This window comes from Gemmatimonas sp. (assembly GCF_041689975.1).
Lineage (GTDB): Bacteria > Gemmatimonadota > Gemmatimonadetes > Gemmatimonadales > Gemmatimonadaceae > Gemmatimonas.
Map to the genome: position 1 here is coordinate 1 of NZ_JBDNFF010000056.1, position 23,846 is coordinate 23,846.

General features: G+C 64.3%; 21 protein-coding genes and 1 tRNA gene. 18 read left to right on the forward strand and 4 right to left on the reverse strand.

The window, feature by feature from the left end; all coding sequences use genetic code 11:
- Positions 1–77 precede the first annotated feature (77 nt).
- A complete protein-coding gene (locus ACESNG_RS03980) occupies positions 78–1,934 on the reverse strand; it encodes a leishmanolysin-related zinc metalloendopeptidase (RefSeq protein WP_373067916.1) in 1,857 nt (618 codons plus the stop codon).
- A gap of 95 nt (positions 1,935–2,029) precedes the next feature.
- Between ACESNG_RS03980 and ACESNG_RS03985 the strand changes: the two genes are divergently transcribed.
- The 11 genes from ACESNG_RS03985 (at position 2,030) to ACESNG_RS04035 (ending at position 14,026) form a co-directional block, all read left to right on the forward strand.
- Positions 2,030–3,340 carry a M16 family metallopeptidase gene (locus ACESNG_RS03985; protein WP_373067918.1) on the forward strand — a complete coding sequence of 437 codons (1,311 nt, stop codon included), beginning with the start codon at positions 2,030–2,032 and terminating at the stop codon, positions 3,338–3,340.
- Positions 3,337–4,785, forward strand: a complete 1,449-nt coding sequence (locus ACESNG_RS03990) for a M16 family metallopeptidase (RefSeq protein WP_373062932.1) — start codon at positions 3,337–3,339, stop codon at positions 4,783–4,785. The genes ACESNG_RS03985 and ACESNG_RS03990 overlap by 4 nt, the downstream gene beginning before the upstream one ends.
- 27 nt (positions 4,786–4,812) lie before the next feature.
- Complete coding sequence (locus ACESNG_RS03995) at positions 4,813–5,430, forward strand: SET domain-containing protein (RefSeq protein WP_373067920.1); 618 nt, start codon at positions 4,813–4,815, stop codon at positions 5,428–5,430.
- A complete protein-coding gene (locus tag ACESNG_RS04000) occupies positions 5,430–5,987 on the forward strand; it encodes an NUDIX hydrolase (RefSeq protein WP_373067922.1) in 558 nt (185 codons plus the stop codon). Before ACESNG_RS03995 ends, ACESNG_RS04000 begins: the two co-directional genes overlap by 1 nt.
- A 265-nt stretch (positions 5,988–6,252) precedes the next feature.
- Entirely contained in the window at positions 6,253–6,897 is a 645-nt protein-coding gene (locus ACESNG_RS04005) for a sigma-70 family RNA polymerase sigma factor (protein WP_309670078.1), read from the forward strand.
- Positions 6,898–7,144: 247 nt separating this feature from the next.
- Positions 7,145–7,735, forward strand: a complete 591-nt coding sequence (locus ACESNG_RS04010) for a zf-HC2 domain-containing protein (RefSeq protein WP_373062938.1) — start codon at positions 7,145–7,147, stop codon at positions 7,733–7,735.
- A gap of 43 nt (positions 7,736–7,778) precedes the next feature.
- The gene (holA, locus tag ACESNG_RS04015; protein WP_373062940.1) at positions 7,779–8,840 is read left to right on the forward strand and encodes a DNA polymerase III subunit delta; all 1,062 of its coding nucleotides are present in this window, start codon (positions 7,779–7,781) and stop codon (positions 8,838–8,840) included.
- Positions 8,841–8,881: 41 nt separating this feature from the next.
- Positions 8,882–9,766: an SPOR domain-containing protein gene (locus tag ACESNG_RS04020; protein ID WP_373062942.1), complete on the forward strand. Its 885-nt coding sequence runs from the start codon at positions 8,882–8,884 to the stop codon at positions 9,764–9,766.
- Positions 9,763–12,483: a DNA mismatch repair protein MutS gene (mutS, locus tag ACESNG_RS04025; RefSeq protein WP_373067924.1), complete on the forward strand. Its 2,721-nt coding sequence runs from the start codon at positions 9,763–9,765 to the stop codon at positions 12,481–12,483. Before ACESNG_RS04020 ends, mutS begins: the two co-directional genes overlap by 4 nt.
- 46 nt (positions 12,484–12,529) lie before the next feature.
- Entirely contained in the window at positions 12,530–13,072 is a 543-nt protein-coding gene (gene mug, locus ACESNG_RS04030; RefSeq protein ID WP_373063378.1) for a G/U mismatch-specific DNA glycosylase, read from the forward strand.
- Between the two features lie 108 nt (positions 13,073–13,180).
- Positions 13,181–14,026 carry a glutaminyl-peptide cyclotransferase gene (locus ACESNG_RS04035; RefSeq protein WP_373067926.1) on the forward strand — a complete coding sequence of 282 codons (846 nt, stop codon included), beginning with the start codon at positions 13,181–13,183 and terminating at the stop codon, positions 14,024–14,026.
- A gap of 152 nt (positions 14,027–14,178) precedes the next feature.
- Here the strand turns inward: ACESNG_RS04035 and ACESNG_RS04040 are convergent, their stop codons facing one another.
- Positions 14,179–16,623, reverse strand: a complete 2,445-nt coding sequence (locus tag ACESNG_RS04040) for an Ig domain-containing protein (RefSeq protein WP_373063362.1) — start codon at positions 16,621–16,623, stop codon at positions 14,179–14,181.
- A gap of 204 nt (positions 16,624–16,827) precedes the next feature.
- On the opposite strand from ACESNG_RS04040, the gene ACESNG_RS04045 reads away from it, so the two are divergent.
- The 7 genes from ACESNG_RS04045 (at position 16,828) to ACESNG_RS04075 (ending at position 21,627) form a co-directional block, all read left to right on the forward strand.
- Positions 16,828–17,121, forward strand: coding sequence for an energy transducer TonB (locus ACESNG_RS04045; protein ID WP_373067934.1), 294 nt, complete (start codon positions 16,828–16,830; stop codon positions 17,119–17,121).
- 11 nt (positions 17,122–17,132) lie between these two features.
- Complete coding sequence (locus ACESNG_RS04050) at positions 17,133–18,590, forward strand: pyridoxal-phosphate dependent enzyme (protein WP_373063366.1); 1,458 nt, start codon at positions 17,133–17,135, stop codon at positions 18,588–18,590.
- Between the two features lie 12 nt (positions 18,591–18,602).
- The gene (locus tag ACESNG_RS04055; RefSeq protein WP_373063368.1) at positions 18,603–18,983 is read left to right on the forward strand and encodes a hypothetical protein; all 381 of its coding nucleotides are present in this window, start codon (positions 18,603–18,605) and stop codon (positions 18,981–18,983) included.
- A 33-nt stretch (positions 18,984–19,016) separates the two neighbouring features.
- Complete coding sequence (locus ACESNG_RS04060; protein WP_373067928.1) at positions 19,017–20,045, forward strand: D-alanine--D-alanine ligase; 1,029 nt, start codon at positions 19,017–19,019, stop codon at positions 20,043–20,045.
- 43 nt (positions 20,046–20,088) lie between these two features.
- Positions 20,089–21,021, forward strand: a complete 933-nt coding sequence (locus ACESNG_RS04065; protein WP_373063372.1) for a rhomboid family intramembrane serine protease — start codon at positions 20,089–20,091, stop codon at positions 21,019–21,021.
- A gap of 30 nt (positions 21,022–21,051) precedes the next feature.
- A complete protein-coding gene (gene queF / locus ACESNG_RS04070; RefSeq protein ID WP_373063374.1) occupies positions 21,052–21,453 on the forward strand; it encodes a preQ(1) synthase in 402 nt (133 codons plus the stop codon).
- A gap of 101 nt (positions 21,454–21,554) precedes the next feature.
- Positions 21,555–21,627: transfer RNA gene (locus tag ACESNG_RS04075), tRNA-Phe, on the forward strand.
- An 86-nt stretch (positions 21,628–21,713) separates the two neighbouring features.
- On the opposite strand, the gene ACESNG_RS04080 is transcribed toward ACESNG_RS04075, so the two are convergent.
- Entirely contained in the window at positions 21,714–23,027 is a 1,314-nt protein-coding gene (locus ACESNG_RS04080) for a type II toxin-antitoxin system HipA family toxin (protein ID WP_373067930.1), read from the reverse strand.
- Positions 23,028–23,030: 3 nt separating this feature from the next.
- Positions 23,031–23,315 carry a helix-turn-helix domain-containing protein gene (locus tag ACESNG_RS04085; RefSeq protein WP_373067932.1) on the reverse strand — a complete coding sequence of 95 codons (285 nt, stop codon included), beginning with the start codon at positions 23,313–23,315 and terminating at the stop codon, positions 23,031–23,033.
- Between the last annotated feature and the right edge of the window lie 531 nt (positions 23,316–23,846).

Here is a 23,846-nt window from a genome sequence, read left to right on the forward strand (position 1 = left end):
CGCAGAGAACGCCGAGGACCGGTGCTCAGGCGTGTCGGCCGAGATTCACCCACGCGAAACCCTGAAGAGCCCGTTTTCTACCGCTGCTCACGTGGTATGCGCACGATGCTGCCATCGGCGCGGCGCTGCTTGATCTCGATGTCGGGTACGACATCGCGGTACGGTATCCCCGATGTCGCGTCGAATCCGAAGCCGCTGCGCAGTGCCGCGGTGAGGGAAAAAGCATCGGCGGCGGCGAGGTTCACGGTGTAGCCCAAATCCTGCAGAGAACCCACCGTGATCCGGCTGAGTGGTTGTAGCTGATTCACGGCAAACCCCTGCATCAATTCGCGTTGCATGACCGAGGTGCGCCAGTGCGAGTTCGCCGTACCGGTGCCGCCGGTGTTTTCCACGGGCACCGGATTACCGGAATACGTCGCCGTATTGATGTCGGCGAACTGCGCGCGTGCGGCGCTCCCGACGTAGAAGGGATCATCCGGAATCGACCGGTCGAGGAGCGAGCGCCGAAAATTCCAGAGAGTACCGATGCCGAGCACGTGCCCAATTTCATGGAGTACGACTTTCTCGAACTGCCCGCGCGCGACGAGCAGATCGACGTCGTACTTGTCGAACTCCATGAAGCCGACAAACGGGATCGCGTTGGCGTTTACAACGCACGGGCTGGCCTGACCGAGGATGTTGCCCGCGCCCGGTGAGCCCGGCCCGTCGATGGAGTCGATGCGCGCGAAGATCACGGTGTTCTGCACCGTGCCGGTGAGTGCCGGCGTCCAATCGAAGCAGGATCCGGATGCGGGTCCGGCGGGGATGTTCACGTTGGCGATGATGCCGATGCTGCCCACGATCACCTGCCGCCACTTGGCGACCGCGTTGGCGAAGGCCGTGCGCACCGGCAGCGAGGCCTCACCGACGAAACGAATGTCCACGTTGAAGGCCGATAGCGACACCGTGGTCGTGAACGTGGCCGACTTGTCGGGGAGGACTGAGCTGGTGGCAACGAGCGTCTGCGTGCTTGCGGTGCTAGGACGCCAGCTGCCCACGAAGGCCGTGCCGGTGGCTGGATCGGTGATGACCGTGCTGCCGGTCACCGTGCCGGAGTTCGGGCCCGGCGTAAACACCACGGGCACATTGCCCACGGGATTGCCGAAGGCGTCGCGCACGCGCACGCCGGGGGGCGTGGTGAGGTTGACGTTGGCGACGCCTGGTTGATTGTCTCCGACAACCTTCACCAAGTCGGTGGCCGGTCCGGCCACGGCGCTGACGTTGAACACCGCCGGCTGTGCGCCGGTGGCCGTAGCAGTCACGATCTGCTGACCGATGGCGGTGCCGATCGTCCAGCCACCGACCGCGGCGATACCCAATTCGTTACTCGACTGCTGTGCCCCGAGAATCACCCCGTTGCCCTGTACAATGGTGAAGACGACGGCGGCGCCCGCAACCGGGTTGCCGAACTGGTCTTCGGCACGCACTGCGGGCAGCAACGGCACGGGTGTATTGACGGTGGCCTGCTGGTCCCCGAGGCTGACCGGGGTGAGCCGTGCAAGCGGACCGGCGGTGGCGGTGGCGGTAAAGGTGACGGTGGCAATGCCGTCCGCGGTGGCCTGCAGTGTTTGCTGCCCAGCGGTCGTGCCAAGCGTCCAACCACCCGAGGTGGCGTCGCCGCTGCCGGACGTGCGGACGGAATCGTTCACGACTTTGCCGCTGCCGCTCGCAATGCGCCAGCGTACCATGACGTTCTTGATCCCTTTGCCCTTGGCGTCGGTGATCCGCACGGTGGGTACGGCCGCGACCGCCGCTGCGACTGCCGCCGCCACGGTGGTGCTGGCCGTCGCCGCTGCGGCACTCGGCACCTGTGGGTCACCGCCGCAAGCGGCGAGCAGTGCGAGTGCTCCGAGTGCGCCCGACAGCAGGACGGTTCGGCGATGGGAAGACGTCATGTCGGAAATTGGGGGGAGAAATGTGGTACCGCAAACGACGCGGGTTCAGGCGCGTGGGGTTCCGAGTTTCGTGACCTACCCCCCAATATTGAATCATGCGCATTCCAGTCGAGAGTTATCACCTCCCGAACGGCCTGCATGTGGTGCTCTCCGAGGATCACACTGCGCCGATCGTCGCGGTCAATTTGTGGTATCACGTGGGTTCGGCCAATGAACGGCTCGAGCGCACGGGTTTCGCTCACCTGTTCGAGCATATGCTCTTTCAAGGGTCGGCCAACGTCGAAGCCAACGAACACTTCGAACTCGTCCAGCGCGCTGGCGGGACTTTGAACGGGTCTACGTGGCTCGATCGGACCAACTACTACGAAACGGTCCCGTCGCATCAGATCGCCCTTGCCCTCTGGCTCGAAGCGGATCGCATGGGGCGGATGCTGCCGGGCCTCACGCAGCAGAAGCTCGACACGCAGCGCGACGTCGTGAAGAACGAACGACGCTGGTCGGTCGACAATCAGCCGTATGGCACATGGTGGGAGCGTCTGCCAGCGCTCTGTTTCCCGGAGCAACATCCGTTTCATCACTCGTTGATCGGGTCCATGGAGCATCTGACCGACGCGTCGCTCGACGACGTCGCGGATTTCTTCCGAACGTATTACACGCCGGACAACGCCGTGATCACGGTGGCTGGTGATTTTGATCGCACTGAGATTATACGGCTGATCGAGGAGTACTACGGCCCGATCCCCCGCGGCGCGCCCCGCCCCCCGCTTCGCGATATGACGGTGCCGCCCACCTTCGGAGACACCCGTCGTACGGTGGTACCCGATGCCGTCGCTTTGCCGCGTCTGTTTGTGATCTGCCGCACACCGGTGTTCGGCAGTAATGGCTACTACGCCGCGTCGCTCGCCGCCGCCGTACTCGGCTTGCGTACCGGGTGTCGGCTGGAGCAGTCGCTGGTGCGGAAGCAACGCATCGCCTCACAAGCGAGCGCCTTCACCTACGACTTGGCGAAGGGCAGTGACCTACTCGTGGTGGACGCCACGGCGCACGTGGACGTCACGCCGGAACAGCTGGAAGGCGCGGTGCTGGCGGAGCTCGACCTCATGCACGAGCATGGCGTCACCGATGCCGAAGTGCAGCGCGCCCGCGCACTGATCGAGACAAGTTTTGTGACCAGCATGCAGTCGGCCGCCGAGCGCGCCGACCAGCTGTCGCGCTTTGCGACGTACTTCGGTGATGCGACCTTGATCAACGAGCAGGTGGCGCGCTACGGCGCGACGACAACGGCGGCGGTCTCCGCGCTGGCGCGCGAGCGGCTTGGTCCTGACAATCGCGCGTTGCTGATGTTCGTGCCGACCGACGAACATCCCAGTGCGGAGCATGCCGAGATGGCGGAGGCCGGCGTATGACGGATACGCTCGCGAGCAACACACCCGACGCGGTGCAGGATGCGATGCCGGCCGCTCCACCACGGCCCGGCGCCGGCACGCCCAGCGACTATCGGTTTCCGCACTTCTCCACACGCATTCTGGCCAACGGTCTGCGTCTGATCGTGGCGAATGTGCCGGCGTATCCCATCGTGACCACCTTGGCGGTGATCGAAGCGGGCGCCACGCGCGACCCGCGCGACTACGAAGGCCTCGCGCAGCTCACCACGCGTGCGCTGGCCGAAGGCACACGCGACATGAACGCGCTCGAGCTCACCTCACGACTGGAGATGCTCGGTACGACGCTCGACACCGGTGCCGACTGGGATTCGGCGATCGTGCAGATCACTGCGCTGTCGTCGCGCATCGATGACGCCGTCGCGGTGTTGTCGGAAGTGCTTCGCTACCCCGCGTTTCCCGAGTCGGAGCTCGAGCGTATGCGCGGCGAGCGGCTGGCCGATCTGGCTCAGCTGCGCGCGGAACCACGCGGCTTGTCCGACGTGTTCTTCTCGCGACTGTTGTACAAGCCGGAGTCGCGTTTCGCACGACTGGCCGGTGGCGACGAACAGAGCATCATGCGTCTCACGCGCGAGCACGTGCAGGCGTATCACGCCGAGTTCTATCGTCCCGACGCCACGGCGTTGATGATGGTGGGCGATATCGATGTGGAGCACGCCGTGAAGCTGGCCAGCGCGCACTTCGGCGATTGGACCGGCAAGGCGCCTCCGGTGACGGAGCCGGTGGACACGCAGCGCTTCCCCGAGCCTCGTGTGCACCTGGTGCACAAGCCGGACGCGCCGCAGTCGGAGGTGCGCGTGGGGCACGTCGCGATTCCGCGTCTGCACGAGGACTACTTCCCCGTGGTGGTGATGAACGCGATCCTCGGCGGCCTCTTCTCGTCGCGGCTCAATCTGAATCTGCGCGAAGTGCACGCGTACACGTACGGCGCGCACTCGGCGTTCGATTGGCGTCGCGCCGCCAGCCCGTTCGAAATTTCGACCGCGGTGGAAACGGCGGTCACGGCCGATGCGTTGCGTGAGATCGCGCTCGAATTCGTGCGCATTCGTGAGGCACCGGTGAGCGAGGCGGAACTGTCGCTGGCCACGAGCTACCTGGTGGGCGTCTTCCCGATTCGATTCGAGACCACCGCCGAGGTCGCGGGCGGATTGGCGAACGTGGAAATCTTCCGACTGCCGACCAACTACTTCGATACGTATCGTGACCGGGTGAAGGCCGTCACCGCGCAGGATGTACTGCGTGTGGCGCAAACACACCTCGATCCGAGTCGCTTGCAGGTGATCGTAGTGGGCGATGCCACGGCGATCCGTCCGACCGTCGAAGCGCTGTCCCTGGGACCGGTCACCGTGTACGACCCGGCAGATGATGATGTCGCTGCCGCGCCTGTGTCTTCCTCCTCAGCCTCCTGAAACGACGTGTCGCCAGCGAAGAAGTCCGTGAAGAAGTCCGTGAAGAAGTCCGTGAGTAAATCCGTTGCGAAGCGTGTGAAGCCGCCCAAGTCGCCGTACTACGAAGTACGTCGCTCCAGGATCCAGGGACGCGGCGCGATCGCGATCCTGCCGATTCGCAAGGGCAAGAAGATCGATGAGTACTGGGGTCAGCCGATCACGCATGAGGAAGCCGACCGGCGGTACGACGACAACGAAGGCCGTCATCACACGTTCCTGTTCGTGCTCGACGATGACACGGTGCTCGACGCGCGTTACGGCGGCAACGATGCCCGGTTCATCAACCACTCGTGCGATCCGAACTGCGAGACGGTAATCGACGATGGACACATCTGGATCACGGCGATCAAGCCGATCAAACCGGAAACGGAGCTGGTGTACGACTACCGCTTCGAGTGGCAGGATGAGTACGAGCCGGAAGACGTGCGCTACTACGCCTGCCGCTGCGGCACCACGAAGTGCCGCGGGACGATTCTGCGCATCCCGGTGTATCTGCGTCCGACGATCAAGAAGTGGTTGGCCGGCGACGATGTGCCGCTGCCGAAAAAGCCCCCCAAGGGCGCGAAGAAGGCTGTGAAGAAGGCCGTCAGGAAATCGGCCCGCTGATGGCGATCGAACGACAGGGACCGGGCAAGATCATCGGAACACGCGGTTACACGGGCAAGGTGATCTCGATCGACATCGACACGGTGCGCTTTCCGGACGGTTCGACCGGTCAGCTGGAAATGGTGCGGCATCCTGGGGCCAGCGCGGTCGTGCCGCTGCTTGGCGACCTCGACGATGATCCTGAGGTGCTGTTGATCTGCCAGTATCGATATGCAGCCGACGGATATCTGTATGAGATCCCTGCCGGACGCCTTGATGACGGGGAAGAACCGCTCGCCTGTGCACATCGCGAGCTGAAGGAGGAAACCGGATACACCGCGTCGCGTGTCGAACATCTGTTCACGATGTTCACGACGCCCGGCTTCACCGACGAGAAGATCCATCTCTTCATGGCGACGGGGCTCGAGGCCGGCGAGTGGAAGAGGGAAGCGGACGAGTTCATGGAGCTGGCGCCAACCAAGTTGTCGCGGGCGCTGTCCATGATCGAGCAGGGCGAGATTCAGGATGCCAAGACGGCGCTCGCTCTGCTTTACACGGCGGGCTTCCTTCTAAACTGACAGGATCTGTCCTCTTTCCGCGTCCTCTTTTAGAGACATTCGGGGAGAGGAAACAGAATCCGCCGACATCGTGACATAGGACACAGCTGCCTAAGTCGTTTCTAAATAACGACTTAGGTCGGAAGGTTCCACAAAGTTCCTTCCGGCACGCCCTGTGCACTAGGTCCATTGTGTGCGACGACATGGTCTGCCGGATCGTCCGGTCATCTGGTCGAAGCACCGTGAGTCTTCGGGCTCGCGTCACTGTAGGCGGAGGACTCGATCCATGGCCGAACTGGCTCGCACGAAACTGACTTCACAAAACACCCCCGCGGTTCCGGTGCGCGAGCATCTGCGCAGCCTCGAGGATGGAGATGTGGTGTCGGCGTTCCTCGGAGGCGAGGAACGCGCCTTCGAAGAGCTCGTCGACCGGTACCAGGGTCGACTGTTGAACTTCGTCTACCGCACGATTGGTGATCGCGACCGCGCCGAAGATCTGGTGCAGGAAGTGTTCATCCGCGTGTACCGTCACATTGGACGCTTCGACCGCTCGAAGAAGTTCTCGACGTGGATTTATACGATTGCGTCGAATCTGGCGAAGAACGAGTTGCGCAACCGCTCGCGCAATCCGCTGGTGCTTTTCCAGACGATCAAGGCCAAGTTCGAGGACGAGGATCGCCCTCTCCAGTTCGAGGACGTCCATACGCGCCCCGACGACCTGTTCCGGAAACGTCACCTGAAGGAGATGGTAGAACAGTCCGTGGGGCAGCTGCCGGCGCATCACCGTGAGGTATTCGTGCTGCGCGAACTGGAAGGGAAGTCGTACGAGGAGATCGCCGAGATTACCGGCGTGAACCTTGGCACGGTGAAGTCACGGCTGAATCGCGCGCGCACCGCGTTTGCCGACATCATCGCTCCGCTGGTCCGCTAGCTGGTGCGTACAACGCGTCGGCACCATTTATGAGCTATTCGGCCCAGTAATTCGGGTTTTGTAAACGAATCGTAGATCAACCCCCCGCCCAGGATTGCCTTGGCGGGGGGTTGTGCGTTTGCATAGAGTCTGCCGGCGTTTCTGCCAAGCGGAACCGCTCCCCCCGCCACGGGTATGCTGCCGTGCGATCGTCAAACCGGCGGCTGCCACGTCAGCGACGCCTTCTACACGGATCGAAACCGTACCGATGGACTGCAAAAGCTTCCGACAGCAGCATCTGGCTTATCTCGATGACACGATGCCTGGCGATGAGATGGCCACCGCGCAGCATCATGTGATGGTGTGCGACGGTTGCGCGGCGCACGATACGCTGGTGCGTCGTTCGCTGATGGTGGCGCGCAGTATGCCCACGCTCGAACCGAGCGCCGACTTTCAGGCGCGACTTCGCGCCCGCCTGGCTGAATGCCGGGATGAGTGCCGCGACGAGCGGAGCGCGATGGCCGCCCGTATTGCCGTGGCTCACTCGCCACGATCCGCGTCGTCGCCGAGTGCCCGTCTGCGGGACACTCGTGTGGTGGTGGCGGTAGCCGCCAGTGCGATGCTCGGGGCCTTCGTGTGGCAGGGTTGGACCGGCCCCTCGGCGCCGGAGCTGTCGATGCAGCCGGTGATCGCGTCGCAGCCGGCGATGCCGACCCCGGGTTCGTACATCACGCCCGAGTTGATGCAGGCGATGGCCACTGGCAATCCGGTCTGGCCGGCGGCGATGATCATCGATGACGCGCCGACACGCTTCGTGAACAACGGCTTCACGCCGGCGACCTTCTCTGAATTGCGCTGAAGTTCGACCGGCAGTTCGGTAGGCGGTCCCTTATCTTGCCACCATGGCCAAGGAATCGTCGCCCCTCCGTGTCGTGCAAGCCGCGATTCAGTCTCGGAGCTTTTCGCCCGTGTATTACCTGCACGGCGACGACGATTACCTGAAAGATGGTGCCGTGCGCGATCTGCTCGAGGCGTCGATCGACCCGAGCACGCGCGACTTCAATTGCGAAATACGTCGCGCCAGTGAGCTCGACGCCGAAGCGGTGAGTAGTTTGCTCGCGACGCCGCCGATGCTCGCCGAGAAACGCGCCGTGGTGCTGCGTGACGTCACCGCGCTCAAGAAGGCGGCGCGACAGCAGCTCGACCAATACCTGAAGCGACCGGCTGCCGACACCCTGCTGCTGCTGGTGAGTCCCGCCGGAACGAAAGTCGATGCGGCGATCGCGGCAGCCTCCGAGTCACTCGAGTTCGCACCGCTCACGCCGGAGCGCGTGCGCCGTTGGATTGCGCATCACGCCACGACGGTGTTGGCCGTCAACATCGCCGATGACGCCGCGCAGTTGTTGCAGCAGGCGGTCGGCAACGATCTGCATCAACTGGCTTCAGAGCTCGACAAGTGCGCGAGCTACGCGCACGGCGCGTACCTCATCGATGTGGACACCGTATCGGCCGTGGTCGGTATCCGTCGCGGTGAAACGGTGACCGATCTGCTCGATGCCGTGGCCCGACAGGATGCGGCCGCTGCGGTGACGTTGGTGGCGCATGTGCTCGGTCAGCCGAAAGTCACCGCAGTGCAAGTCGTGATGATGCTGAGCACGCAGGCGTTTGCGCTAGCCTACGGTCGCGCGCGCCGCGATGCCGGGATTCCCACCAATCGGTTGCCGCAGGAATTCTTCGCGTTCCTCAAGGAGACCGGCGGCTATCCCGGTCGCCCGTGGGGCGAAGCGGCATCCGCGTGGACGAAAGTGACGGAGCAGTGGAGCGCGGTCGCGTGCGAGAAGGCGCTCGCGCTGTTGCTGGAAGCCGACATCGCGCTCAAGGAAACGACGGTCTCGAATGCGGAGCAGATCCTGATGTCGCTCGTGCTTGCTCTCTGTGCCACACGTCGCCGGCCGGCCGCGTGATACGGCGTACACGTGTCCGTTCTCGTGTCCGTGTGCGGGCCATGGCGGCGCTATGTGGCGCCGTGCTGTCGTCGATCGCGTCGACGGTGTCGGCGCAGATCACGCCGACGGTGGAGCGTACCACGGCGCGGGCTCGCGCGATGGTCGATGGCGGCGACGGTGCGATGGCGCGCACGCTGCTGGATTCCCTGGTGAGTGCGGTGCCGATCGGCACGATCGATCTCGCCGAGGCGCTGTACTGGCGTGCGGTGCTCGCGGAACGCATCGGTGACTCGGAGCGCGACTGGAAGCGGCTGGTGATCGATGTGCCGCTTTCGCCACGCGTGTCCGACGCGCTGGCGCGGCTGGGGGAACTCGAGATGTTGCGCGGCCACCCGGCCGATGCGCGTGTGTACTTCGCGCGATTGCTGCGTGATTTTCCGAGCGGCGCTACGCGCGCGAAAGGATTGCTGTGGCTGACGCGCACCTACTTCGAGGAGCGCAACATGGCGGGCGGTTGCAGTGCCCTCGATTCCTTGCGCGGTGTCGAGATCCCCGACGGTGAATTGCGCTTGCAGTCGGATGACTTGCAACGTCGGTGCCCGGGAGCCCTTGCCAATCCGTCATCGAACACGGCGGGAAAGTCTGTGCCGGTGTCGGCGGGGCCGGGCAAGAACAGCGCGAAGCCTGCGGCGGTGGCCGACGAGAAGCCCGCCGCCGGCGTGGGACGCTACTCGGTGCAGCTGGCGGCGTACGACACGCGCGCCGAAGCGGCCGACGCCGTGAAGCGTCTTACGAAGCGTGATATCGACGCGCGTGTCGATGGTGAGCAAAGGCCGTTCCGGGTGCGCGTGGGCTACCACGCCACGCGCGCCGAAGCGAGCAACGCGCTGAGCAGACTGAAGAAGCTCGGGTTCGACGGCTTTGTCGCGGAGCGCGCACCGTGAGTGGTGCGGCTACGCCGTTGATGCAGCAATACCGGGAGATCAAGTCGCGTCATCAGGATGCGATTCTGTTTTTCCGCATGGGCGATTTTTACGAGATGTTCTACGACGACGCCGAAACGGCGTCGCGTGCGATCGGCCTCACGCTCACGTCGCGCAACAACGGCGGAGCGGCGGAGGTACCACTGGCGGGCATCCCGGTGAAAGCGGCCGCCGAGTATCTGCGTCGGCTGGTGGGGCAGGGATTCCGCGTCGCCATCTGCGAGCAGGTGGAGGATCCCAAGCTCGCGAAGGGACTCGTGAAGCGCGAAGTGGTGGAGACGATCACTCCCGGTGCGGTATTTGCCGACGATCTGCTCGACGGTGCGCGCGCGAATTACGTGTGCGCGATCGCCACCGGTCGCGACACGTCGCGCGACGGATCGCGCGAACAGATCGGCATCGCGGCGGCGGATTTGTCTACCGGTGAGTGGCGCCTGTTTCTGGTCACCCCGATGGATGCGCCGGCGGTGCTCGCGCGGTTGGCGCCGCGCGAACTGCTGGTCGTACGCGGCACGTCGCATCCCGAGCTGGCGGCGGCGATGCATGCGGTGGACAACGTGCTCGTGACCGAGCGCGAAGGATGGGAGTTCGATGCGCAGCTGGCCGGCGACGAACTGGCACGCCAATTCGATGTACGCTCACTGGAAGGTTTCAGCCTGGGTAGCGATGACGCCGGCGCGATCGGTGCGGCCGGTGCGTTGCTGCGATACCTGCGGGAATTGCAGCCGGGCGGCCTGCCGCACCTCGCACGACCAGTGGTGGAGCGTCCCGGTGGTGTGATGCCGCTCGATGAGATGACGCGTCGCAATCTCGAGTTGGTGGAGTCGTTGCGCGGTGGCGAGCTGGCCGGCACGCTGTTGTCCGTGCTCGATCGCACGACCACGCCGATGGGCCAGCGTCTGCTGCGCCAGTGGCTGCTGGCCCCGTTGCTCGAGCGTGGCGCCATCGAGTTGCGTCTCGATGCCGTGACGGTGCTGGTGCGTGATCCCGTGGGACGCGCCGGCGTACGCGATGCGCTCGATGGTGTGCGCGACGTGGAACGACTGGCCAGCAAGGCGGCCGCCGGTCGGGCGACGCCACGCGAACTTCGCGCGCTCGGTGACTCGTTGGCCCGACTGCCGCAGGTGGCACATGCCGTGCGCGCCGTGCTGTCGCATACGACGCAGGGCAATTCGAGTGGCGGTCTGCTGACCGCGATGCTCGACGATTGGGATGACGGTCGCGACTGCGCCGAACGACTCACGACCATGCTCGTGGAGCGTCCGCCGCTGATGATCGGTGAAGAGGACACGATCGCGCCCGGCATGGATGTCGATCTCGACGAACTGCGCGCGTTGCGTGACGGCGGCAAGGACGCGATCGCGACGATCCAGTCGGACGAGCGCGCACGCACCGGCATCAGTTCGCTCAAAGTGGGTTACAACCGCGTGTTCGGGTATTTTCTGGAGATCTCGAACGCGAACAAGCATCTCGTACCCGACGACTATCAGCGCCGGCAGACGTTGACCGGGGCCGAACGGTACGTGACGCCGGCGCTCAAGGAGTACGAGGAGAAGGTATTGAGCGCCGCCGACCGCATCGAGACGCGCGAACGCGAGCTGTTCGACGTGTTGCGCCGTGATGCGGGCGCCGCGATCCGGCGGTGGCAGCAAGTGGCGCGGCGCGTAGCCACGATCGACGTTCTCACTGCGTTCGCGGAAGTGGCCGAGCGCGAGCAGTACGCGCGTCCGGAGCTGCACGATGGCTTCGATATGGAGATCGTGGCGGGACGCCATCCGGTCGTGGAGCGGATGATGGCGCGTGAGAAGTTCATCCCGAACGATCTGGTGCTCACCGACGACGGACAGATGATCGTGCTCACCGGCCCGAACATGGCGGGGAAGAGCACGATTTTGCGGCAGGTCGGGCTGATTCAGCTCATGGCGCAGGTCGGTGCGTATGTGCCGGCTCGACGGGCGAAGTTGCCGATCGTGGACCGTTTGTTCACGCGTGTGGGTGCGAGCGACAATCTGGTGCGTGGTCAGTCGACGTTCATGGTGGAGATGAGCGAGACGAGTGCGATTCTGCACACCGCCACCAGACATTCACTGGTGTTGCTCGATGAAATCGGACGTGGCACGAGCACGTACGACGGCGTGTCGATCGCCTGGAGCGTGAGCGAGCATCTGCACGACGCGATCGGCTGCAAGACGGTGTTTGCGACGCATTATCATGAGCTCACGCAGTTGGCGAACGAGCTGAGTGGCGTGCGCAACTTCACCGTGGCGGTGCGGGAAGTGGGTGATCAGGTGCTGTTTTTGCACAAGCTGATTCCGGGCGGTGCCGATCGTTCGTACGGCATCGAGGTGGGACGACTGGCGGGGTTGCCGGCCGCGGTGATCGCGCGCGCCAAGGAAGTGCTGGCACTGCTCGAGGGTGAAGGGGAGCAGATGGCGGCACGACTGACGGCCGATGGCCTGTCGGCACCGAAGAGTGTATCGCGGAGGGGCCCGCGGATGAAGCATGCCGTAGCGCCCACACCGCAGCTCGGGTTCTTCGGCGAGGCGGTGATGTCGGCGTCACCCGATCCGGCGTTGACTCGATTGGCCGACGCGGTCGGCGCATTGGATCCCGATCAGATGACTCCGCTGCAGGCGCTGACGGCGCTCGCCTCGCTCAAGCAGTCGCTGAGTGACTGACAGGTCGGACGCATTGCGGCCGCCAAAGCCGATCAAGAAGCCGTCGATGAAGCCGACGAAGGCCGAGCTGGCTGCCGCGGTCGATCTGAACGTGCCGGACCTGATCGCGCCGGGGCTGCGGGTGTTGTTCTGCGGGATCAATCCGGGGCTGTACACAGCGGCGATCGGTCATCACTTCGGCCGGCCGGGCAACCGCTTCTGGCCGGCACTGCACGGCGCTGGCTTCACGCCGCGGCTGTTCGCCCCTTGGGAGGAGCAGGAGCTGTTGCCGCTGGGCATCGGTATCACCAACATGGTGGCGCGCACGACGGCCACGGCGGCGGAGCTCAGACCCGAGGAGTACGTGGCGGGTGGCCAGCGGTTGCGTAGCTTGGTGGAGGCACAGCGACCGCGCGTGGTCGCGTTTCTCGGCATCGGCGCCTATCGCACGGCGTTCGGGCGCCCCAAGGCGCCGCTGGCTTTGCAGGACGAGCGGCTCGCCGATGCGGCGTTGTGGGTATTGCCGAGTCCGAGCGGATTGAACGCGAATCACCAGCTGGCTGATCTCGTGACACTGTTGCGCGACTTGCTCACGTGGGTGGATGGTTGAGCGGTTGTTGTCTGTGGTTGTCTGTGGTTGTCTGTGGGTGCGGTCTCCGTCGTGGTCCCGCGTTGTTCTCCTTCTGCTGCAATCCGATCGATGGCCATACTCTCCAGCATGCGACGTTCCCGCACGGCATCGGCCGTCATTCTGTTCGGCACGGTGGCATTCGTTTCGACCGCTGGCGCCTTCGGTGCGTGTGGCGGGGATCGGGGCGAGGCCAGTGCAGCGAGCGGTGACACGACGGGCACGGTGGCCTCACGCACGCCGACCTACAGCTTCGAGGTGGTGCAGAGCTATCCGCACGATCCGAACGCGTTCACGCAGGGGCTGGTGTGGCATGACGACCGGCTGTTCGAGAGCACCGGTCAGGTCGGTCAGTCGGACATTCGCGAAGTCGAGCTCAACACCGGTCGCGTGATCCGTCAGCAGGATCTCGAAGCGCCGCACTTCGGTGAAGGCATCGCGCTGCTGGGTGACAAGCTGTTCGAGATCACGTGGACGACCGGCAAGGCGTTCGTTTACGACTGGAGAACATTCAAGCGCACGGGCCAGTTCACGTACGAAGGCGAGGGGTGGGGACTGACCACCGACGGTTCGGCCATCATCATGAGCAACGGCACGTCATCGCTGGTGTGGCGTGATCCGGCCACCTTCGCCGTGCAGAAAACGATCACGGTGTCCGATCATGGCACACCCGTCTCGCAGCTCAATGAGCTGGAGTGGGTGAAGGGCGAAATCTGGGCGAACATCTGGCAGAGCGAGCAGATCGCCCGCATCGATCCGGCCACCGGCAACGTGATGGGATGGATCGATCTGGCCGGTATCCTGCCGTCGATCGATCGTACCGGGAAAGAAGATGTGATGAACGGCATCGCGTACGACGCTGCCCGCGATCGCCTGTTCGTGACCGGCAAGCTGTGGTCGAAGCTGTACGAGATCAAACTGAAGCAGCGTTCCTAGCGCGTTCGGAGTGATTTCCCGAATAGCCGGAACACGGATGCCACGGATTGCACCGAACCGACACGGATAAGTCCAGAGGCGCTGTGTCGCTTATCCCTGTCGGTTCGGTGTAGTCGGTGCTATCCGTGTTCTGGCTGTTGCTGTTCTTCGCGTCAGCGCAGTCGTACCAGCGCGTACTTGAGAGTGCTGGACGGTAGCGCACCGTTCGACGACAGAGTGATAACGGCGCTGCGTCCGGCGGGGATGCCGAAGCGCACGAATGAGCTCGTGCCGCCAGCCAGCAGTACGCGCTGCGGCGACCCGGAAAGCAGCGTACGGGTGGCGATCGGATACACGCCTAGTACCGGGCCGCCCGAGAAGCGAAGACCGGGGAAGATGCTGCGAAAATTCCACGACGGCGTGATGTAGTTCGCGGACAGCGCGGCGGTCGTGGCGGCAGAGAAGTCGTCGGCAATGAGCGAAACGGACCAGTCACGCAGGTAGTCGGCGAACTGACCGCCCGAGAGCACGTTCTGCAAGTTGGCGACGCCCGCCGTGTTCGAATTTACGAGCGCACGCAGGAACGGCGCTTCCCCTGCTTCGCCCTGACGGCCGGCCGCGTAGCGCAGGAAATTCCAGATCGCGCCGCGTGTGGCCAACGAGTCGTTCGGCGCGTACGGCGAGTTCACTTCCGGTGCGATGAGGTAACTGTAGAAGCGCGCGAAGTTCTGCGATGCGTAGTTGCGGAATTGATCGGAACGCGTGGTGCTCCCGGCGATGTCGGTGAGGGTGAGATTCTGCCGTGACGTGACGGCGGCAATGCGGAAGAACAGCAGCTCTTCAGCCAGATGCGCCAAACCTTCGTCCAGCCATGTCTCCTCGTTGGGCCGCGCACCGGTGTTCACATACAATCGACGCGACGAGTTGATGAGGTGCTGAAACTCGTGCGCGATGGTGGTCAGGTTGAGCAGCGTCACTTCAACTTTCGTGCGCTTGTTCGTATTCACGGTGCCGTTCGGATCGGGTACCAGCAGATAGAACATCTCCGCTTCGTTCGACGCGGCGCAGGCGGCCAGTCCGTTCCTGGCCGTCTTGGGATACAGGTCGCGCGCGAAGAAGAAGCCCCCGATCGTGAACCCGGCACCCGACGGCGTGAGCGCGTTCACGGCGCGGGTATAAAACAGGATGATCCTGCCGTAGCCACTGATGTTCGTCGGCGCACCGAACGCCGAGGTGTCCATCGGATACACGAGTGTGTCGAACGTGGCCGCGACCGCCGCGTACTCGGCGTCGGTGTAGCCGCCGGTGGGATTCTCCGTGTCGTTGAGAATGATCGACTTGGATCCCACGGCAGCCACGCGTCCCGACCTCAGGTCAGCGCTGGAGCACGCCACATTCGCATTCACGTTCAGACGCAGCACGTCGCCCACTTTTACGTCGGCGGCCGTCACTGCGTACGTAGCGCCTGACACGGCGTTGGGCGACGCAGCGGTGCGCGACGCCATCCAGTCACGCGCGTCGCTCACGAGTGGCGTGAGCTCACGCCGTTCGATCTCGCGGCGCGCCAGTTCGGCGGCGCGCACGGGCGACAGCGCAGCGGTCGCGGCATCGAGCGCATCGATCGACATCGAGAGGGCGAGCGCGTTTGCGTTTGCCGTCGAGTTCGCGTAGGTCGGCGCGAAGGGATTCGCGGCCTCGGCCGTAATCGCCGCTACGGTGGGGCCTGTGGTGCCGATGGCGATCAGGTCTACGGGCGACGCTGTCCCGAAGGTCGCGGTCGTCGAGACCAGCGTGAGCGCATACTCCCCGTTGATCAGCGATGGCGATGTGACACAGGCGGTGATGCTCGAGCTGCCGGTGGGCGGGATGTAAACTTCACCCAGCGCCATCGTGCGCGCCGTGACCGGTCCGCACACGCTGGATCCCGCGGGAGCGATCGTCACCGGCACGGTGTCGGCCCGTCCGGACGCTTCGGCGACAACGCGCGCCGTGCCGACGGCCACCGCGGTCACGAGTCCCGATGCGTTCACCGCTGCCAGTGACGGGTCGAGCGTACTGTAGCTGATCGCCTGACCGCCGATCGTGTTGCCGAACTGATCGCGCAGGGACCCGCGCACGCGCACCGTGTCGCCCACGTTGAGATAGGCCGCTTCCGGTGACGCCACCAGCAACGCCACTGGGCCGACGACCACCGTGGCGATGAAGCTGACCGGCGTCACGCCGTTGACCTGGGCTGATACGCGCGCGGTGCCGGCGGTCGTGCCCAGCGTCCACACGGTCGTGGCCACCCCGCGCGCGTCGGCGGCGGAGCGTGTTGGCGACACCGTACCCGATCCGGGGCCTACGTCCCAGTCCACACGAGCCCCCGAAATCGTCTTGCCGTCCTTGTCGGTCACTACGACCGCGAGTGGCACACCCAGCGCGGCGCCAACCACGCCGGTCTGCGCGTTCCCCGCCTGGGTTTTGATCGCCGTAGCGACGGGTCCCGGGCCGGTACTCTTCTCGCCCGAGCACGCACTCAAGAGCAACAACGCGCCGCCCACGAGCGAAAGCCGCGGGCCGACAGGCGTGGTGCGAGCTGAAGCAGGACGGTCAAAGAAGACGCGAAACGAGAGCATGTTCACTGCGGATTGATGGAGGAGGGGCGATTCCGCCGAGTGCGCGAAGCGAGTGTACATTCCAGCATGCGATCGGGTGGGATTCGACCAGTGCTTCTCCCTGTCCTGTTCACCCTCGGCCTGCACGCCTGTTCCGAGCCGGGGCGTTCGGCACGACAGCGAAGTGCGGACTGGTTTCGCGCGATGCCGGATGAGCGTCCACAGATGTTGAATGTCGACGTCCCGTTCCGGTATCCGTTGTCACTGTATCAGCGGAGAACACAAGGCAACGTGCTGCTTCGGCTGTTTGTGACCTCGGATGGGCGCGTAGTGCCTGATAGTACGCGGATCGTCGAACCGTCAGGTCACTCCGAGCTGGATGCGGCGGCTTTGGCCGGTGCCTCCCGGCTCCAATTCCGCGCTGCCCGCCTGCGTGGTGCTTCAATTCCTGTGTCGTTGCTCTTCCCCGTGCATTTCCGACATCCCGAGGGGCCAACGCTCCCCGGGGATTCCCTGTGACAAATCCTGCCATGTCCACCACCCTGGCGACCTCCCTCATGTCCGACGCGGCTTTCACCGATTCGGCCGTGCAAGAAGAACACATCCGGCATCGCCGCCCCTACGGCAGCATCCTGGAAACCATCGGCTGGACGCCGATGATCCGGCTGGCCCGCGTGGCGCGCGGCATCCGGACGCCCCTGTACGGCAAGGCCGACTTCTTCAATCCGGGCGGCAGCGTCAAGGACCGGGTCGGCATGCCGATGATCGAGTCGCATGAACGGGCTGGCACTCTCAAGGCGGGCGGTACGATCGTGGAAGCGACGAGCGGCAACACTGGCGTCGGTCTCGCGATCGCGGCGGCGCTCAAGGGATATCGTTGCATTTTCACGATGCCCGACAAGATGTCGCAGGAGAAGGTCCGTTTGCTCAAAGCGTTCGGTGCCGAAGTGATCATCACGCCGACTGCGGTACCGCACGATCATCCGCAGAACTACGTGATGATGGCGAAGCGGATCGTCAGCGAAACGCCGGGCGCCGTGCTCGCCGGCCAATTCGAGAATCCGGCCAATCCGGCGGCGCATTTCGCGACGACGGGTCCGGAGATCTGGGAGCAGACCGACGGTCGTATCACGCACTTCGTGGCCGGCGCCGGTACGGGCGGCACGATCACCGGCGTGGGGCGCTATCTCAAGAGCAAGAACCCGAACGTCAAGATCGTCGCGGCCGACCCTATGGGATCGGTGCTCGCCGAACTGTGGCGGAGCAAGGGTGAGGGACATCCCACTGGCGCGCCATACAAGGTGGAAGGCGTGGGTCAGGACTGCATACCGCTCACGCTCGACATGAGTGTGATCGATGAATTCATCTCGGTGAGCGACAAGGATGCCTTCGGCATGGCGCGTCGTCTCACGCGAGAGGAAGGCATCTTCGTGGGTGGTTCCGCCGGTATGATCGCGCACGCGGCGATGAACGTGGCGCGACGTCTCGATGATCCGGAGGCGTGCGTGGTCACGTTCCTCTGCGACACCGGCGAGCGTTATCTCAGCAAGGTGTTCAACGACGAATGGATGCGCGAGAACCAGATGCTCGACGTGTCCCCCACGACCATCGCGGCGGTGCTCGGCAACAAGGACGCGAGCGCGCCGGCGATCGTGAGCGTGACCCCGGGTACCTCGGTGCGCCAGGCGATCCGTCTGATGGCGCTGCACAACGTCTCGCAGGTGCCGGTGATGGATGGCGCCGTGTGCATCGGCAGCGTAGCGGAATCGCAGCTCACGTCGAAGTCACTGGCTGATCCGAAGGTGCTCGATCAGTCGGTGAGCGACGTGATGGATCAGCCGTTCCCGGTCGTCGAAAGCGATCAACCGGTGGAGAGCGTGGCGAAGCTGTTGTCGAAGAGCAATCGCGCGGTGTTGATGAAGAAGGACGGCGTGGTGCAGGGTATCGTGACGCGCTTCGATGTGCTCGAACATCTGATGCATCGATAGTCGTCGCCCTTCGTGAGTGAGTGCAGGTGGCAGCTGGGCCGTTACTTCGTCCTGGTTGCCACGTCTCCCTTCGTGATCAACGTACTCGACCAGTTCACGGACGCGCTTGGTGCCCCGTTGCGCGACTTCAGTCGTGGCCGCCTGGCGGTCTTGTTCGCCGATCCGCGTCCTTCGACGTGGGAAGATGCCCATGGCGTCGTCATCAATGCCCAGGGGCTCACGCTCTGGCAGGCGTGGATCGCCGTGGACCCGATCGCGCCGCGCACTGGCCGACATGTGACGCTCGACCCATGCGATCACGTGATCGTGCTGCGGGAATGGGATCGCATCCCCGACGAAGCGATGCTGGCCCGCGCGATCGCATTCGCGCTACACCGCAACGACGCAGGCTGACGACGCGGATGGATTCGGATGTAGCTTTGATGCATGCGAATCACCGTGTTGCTGGGCGGCGTCTCCGCCGAACGTGAGGTCTCTCTATCGTCGGGGCTACGCATCGCGGTTGCGCTCCGCGAGAAGGGTCACGAGGTCATCTGTCTCGACCCTGCCGAGGGCGTGCTGACCCGTGAGACCGAGCGTGCGTTGTTGGCCGCGGGTGTGGGCAGTGCACCGCCTTCACTCGAGGCGCTGGCGGGACTGAGTTCGCAGTCGCTGTCTCCGGCGCTCGGTACCATGACGGAGATCACCGACGCCGAGTGCGTTTTTCTGGCGCTGCACGGCGGTCAGGGCGAAGACGGCACGGTGCAGGCCGTGCTGGACCTGGTGGGCGTGCCGTACACCGGCAGCGGTCACCTGGCGAGCGCCCTGGCCATGGACAAGCACCTCACGAAGGTCGTGCTCCGTGCTGCCGGCGTGACTACCGCCAACTGGATGATGGCGCCGGCCATCGGGGAGATGGACGCCGAAGAAGTGGGGCGCCATCTGGACTGGCCGGTCGTGGTGAAGCCATCCAAGCAGGGGAGCACGGTCGGACTCTCGATCGTGCGTGAGCCTGGCGAACTGGCGGCGGCCGTGACTGAGGCCTTCAAGTACGATGACGAGGTCATGGTCGAGCGGTTCGTTCCGGGGCAGGAGCTCACGGTCGGTATTCTCGGCGACGTGGTGCTGCCGACGATCGAAATCGTGCCGGTGAAGGAGCTATACGACTACGAATGCAAGTACACACCGGGGATGGCGAAAGAGTTCGTAGCCGAACTATCGCCGGACATCATGGCAAAGCTGGCCGACCAGGCGCGAAAGGCGTTCGTGGCGCTGAAGCTGGGTGGATATGCCCGAATCGACTTCCGCCTGGACCCCCACGGGCAGCCGTGGTGTCTTGAGGCCAACACGTTGCCCGGGATGACACCGACCAGTCTCATCCCACAGGCGGCGGCCGCCGCTGGTGTCTTGTTTCCCGATCTCTGTGAGCGCATCGTGCATCTTGCGCTCACGAACCGGGATCGGCTACGGAGCTGAGTCCGTTGTTTCCGTAGCTCTTCTCGCGTCTTTTTGTCCTGCCATGGCCTACGACTCGTACGACGATTTCGATCAGCCGCGCAACCCGACCGCCGTCTTCTGGCTGATCGGGTTGTGCGTCGGCGTGTACTTCGTGCAAGCGACGTTGGTCGGCGACGCGAACATGGCGAAGTGGTTCGGGTATTCAGCCGGCGACATCGCGTCGCGGTCGTTGTGGACGATCGGCACGTACATGTTCGTGCACGGCGGCATCATGCATCTGCTGCTGAACATGTGGACGCTGTGGTTGTTCGGCCCGCGCGTGGAGCGTGCCTGGGGCAGTAGCACCTTTGTATGGTATTACCTCTGGTGCGGCATTGGCGGCTGGGCGTTTCACTACATGTTCCAGCGCAACGGTGGCACGCTGGTCGGAGCATCGGCGGCGATCCTCGGTATCGCCGTGGCGTACGCGTCACGCTGGCCCGACGATGAGGTGTTGTTCTTCGGTGTCGTGCCGATGAAGGTGAAGTGGCTGGTGGTCTTCATGGCGCTCATCAACATCACGATGGCGGTGGTCGATTCGGGCAGTCTTGGCGGCACGGCGTATGCAGCGCACATCGGGGGCATGTTGGCGGGATGGGTGTATCTCCGCGCGCCGGGCGCTGGAAGTCTGGGTCGTTTCCGCAGTCGTATTGCGTCGGCGCCGGATTACGGCGACGACACACCGCGCGCCGTGCCCAAGTCGTCGCGTCCGCGCGAACGGGAAGTCGACGACATCGTGGCGCAGAGCAAGGCGGCGGTGTCGCGTGTCCGTCCCGAACCGCGTCCTACGCCGCGTCCCTCACCGCGTGTCGGACAGACGGCCGTGGCTCCGCAGCCGAGCACGGCGTTGGACGCCGTGCTGGACAAGATCGCGTCGGACGGCATGTCGAGTCTGACGCCGGCCGAGCGGCTGCTGCTGGACGAATGGTCGCAGCGTCTGCGCGATCTCACCTGACCGGTCACTGTTCTCGCATTAGATTCAGGTATGCCCAAGCCTGAACTGCTCGAGACGTTTCCGAATCCCTACGGGGATCGCAAGTATGAAGTTTACATGGAGACGACGGAGTTCACGTCGCTTTGTCCGCTGGGCGGCATCGAGACCGACGCCGCAGAGTTGAAGTTGCTGGAAGGCGGAGCGCCCGACTTCGCGACGATCCGCATCACATATCAGCCGGCCGAGGTGTGTCTCGAGCTGAAGACCCTGAAGATGTATCTTTGGAGTTTCCGTAACGACGGCATCTTTTATGAGCGCGCGGTGAATCGGATTCTCGACGATCTGGTGGCGGCGTGCCATCCGCATTCGATGACGGTGGTGGGCGATTTCAATGTGCGCGGTGGGTTGAAGAGCATCATCACGGCGACGGCGGGAGTAGGGAGTAGGGAGTAGGGAGTACTTGGTTGGGTGCGCGCGGGCGGGGCATCTGCCGCCATATCGGCGCTTGCGGAATGCCCCCCGGGTTGGTTAGCCTGAGAGTCTGTGGTTGGTAAGGCTAGGTAGCTCAGTTGGTAGAGCAGCGGACTGAAAATCCGCGTGTCGGGGGTTCGATTCCCTCCCTAGCCACTCATGATTTACAAGGACTTACGCGCACGGCGCCCCGCTCACCCGGGGCGCCGTTTTGCGTTGGGCCGTAACTCGGGTCCAGTTCCTCAGGACATGCGTCGGCGCGCGATGGCGCGCTCGTCATGCTCGAACGCATCGGCGAAGCTCTCGATCTCCTCGTTAGTCATGCCGAGTCCCGTGGCCACGTCGCGCCACCCGGCCACGGCGCGTTCGACGTCACCGAGCACGGTCGCCGCGTGGTGGGGCGGCAAGCCGAAGTAACGTGCGACGCTTAGGAGCGCGTCGATGGACGCCTCCGGGCCTGCCTCCTCACTGATCCAGGTCTTGAGTTCGCGCGCGCGATCCGGGAACGGATTCAGGTCGAAGGCTGGTGACAGGCGCCATAGATCGCCCTCCACGTGCAGGAATCCGTGGTTGTGCAGGTGATCGTCGACGTTGGTGATGAGGATCGAAAACGCGACGCGTCGCCAGAGCTGCGCGAGGTCGGCTGCTGAATCGGCGCTCCGTTGCCGAATGACGTCGGCGATCTCGGTGTAGGCGTACTCGCCGCTATCCCCGGGTGCGACGGTCATCAGGGTCGCGGCCGATACATAGAGGAGTCGTCGTTCGGCTCCTGTCACCGCGTCTCGAACACGGTCGAACCGGCGCACCAAGGCGATCGGCACGCCATCGCTGTCCACCAGGCGCGCGGCCGCCACGTCGATCCCTGCGTGACGCGCGAGGTGCAGCGCCAAGACTTCGCCCTTGGTATAGGCGCGCGTATCCGTCACGCTCGGAAATTTGCCGAGGCACAACCCCCATTCGTCGTCGCGGACGCTGCACTTCGGCCGCATGCCCCCGAGCGAGGTGCCCCGACCGCGCAGATAGTCCAGGTCGGCCAGTGTCTCCGTCTGGCGTTCGACCGCCCGCGTCGCGCGGAAAAGATCAGGCAGTTCGAGGAGTGGCGGCGCGGTGCGCCGGCCGGGCTCCTGCGCTCGTTGGCACGCGCCCGTGTCGTCACGAAAGCGCAGTGCCCCGACGCGCGAGGCGTCATCGACCGCGAGGAGGAAATCCAGCGCCGTGACGAGCACGTCCATGTCCTCGCCGCGTGCCCTTGCTGCTTGGCGCCGCTTCGCGTGGTCACGTCGAATCACGCGCCGCGCCCATCCGTCGGGTTCAGTGTCGGCGATGACGCCGTGGAATCGCGAGGCATCCAGATCCGTGACGCGCGGGGCGAACTGCGGGCCACTCACCAGCGGGAGCGTGGGGTCAATCGCGTATCGGGTGGGTGTGCCAAGCCACGCTTCGGCGTACTCGAACGACGCGTGCTCCCGCCGACCCTCTTGGGTGTAGCGCAAGTGGCCGACGAGGGTGTCACCGACGAGTACGTCGAGCCGTCGTTGGATTGATGGGGACGCCACGTGCTACTTCGGCTGCGGGGTCCGCTTGGGGCGGACCTTCTTTGGTAGATCGGCGATCTCCAGTGCGGTGCCCGTGTCATCGGCCTGCGGGTCGGCGCTGAGCTCAAGGCCGCCCCAGTCGAGGCCGACGACGAACAACGCCATCAGGTAGGTGCCCATCGCCACCGTGGGATCGCCCTGTTCGACGCGGCGGAAGGTCTGACGGGTCACGCCAATGCGCTCGGCCATCATCGCGGCCGTCAGTTTTCGCCGACGTCTTGCGATGTTGACGCCGCGACCCACGGCCACCAGTGAGCGCCGGACGCGCGATGGGAGGATGTCTATATTCGTCATAAGGATGATTTATCCTCCGTACAAAGTGTTTATGAATGATAAATCATCCATTGGGCCCCGTCAACGTATCACGGTCCGTACCCACGCATCCGGGCGCTGGTCGTCAATCACGCCCACCTTCAAGGCCATGGATCAGCTGTCCAGAAAAAGCACACAGGGTGAGACGACAGACGGATGCGCGGGATCGCGACCGACCAGCGTTCATGACTGAGGGACTCTACATGCCCAAACTGAGGGACGCTGCACCGCCATGCACGACTTTCCCCGCTGAAGCACGACCGAGATCCGCCGAGTGGCATGGGAACTGAAAATCCGCGTGTCGGGGGTTCGATTCCCTCCCTAGCCACTGTGATGTCAAATCAGTAGCGTCCCAACGTTTTTGGATTAGAACGGTGTAAGTGGTTGATTTACTTGGGGAACGGAGTCGTTTTGTCTGGTCTCGACGTGAACGACGAGGCGCTGCATGTCGGTCTTTTGCGCGGAGGC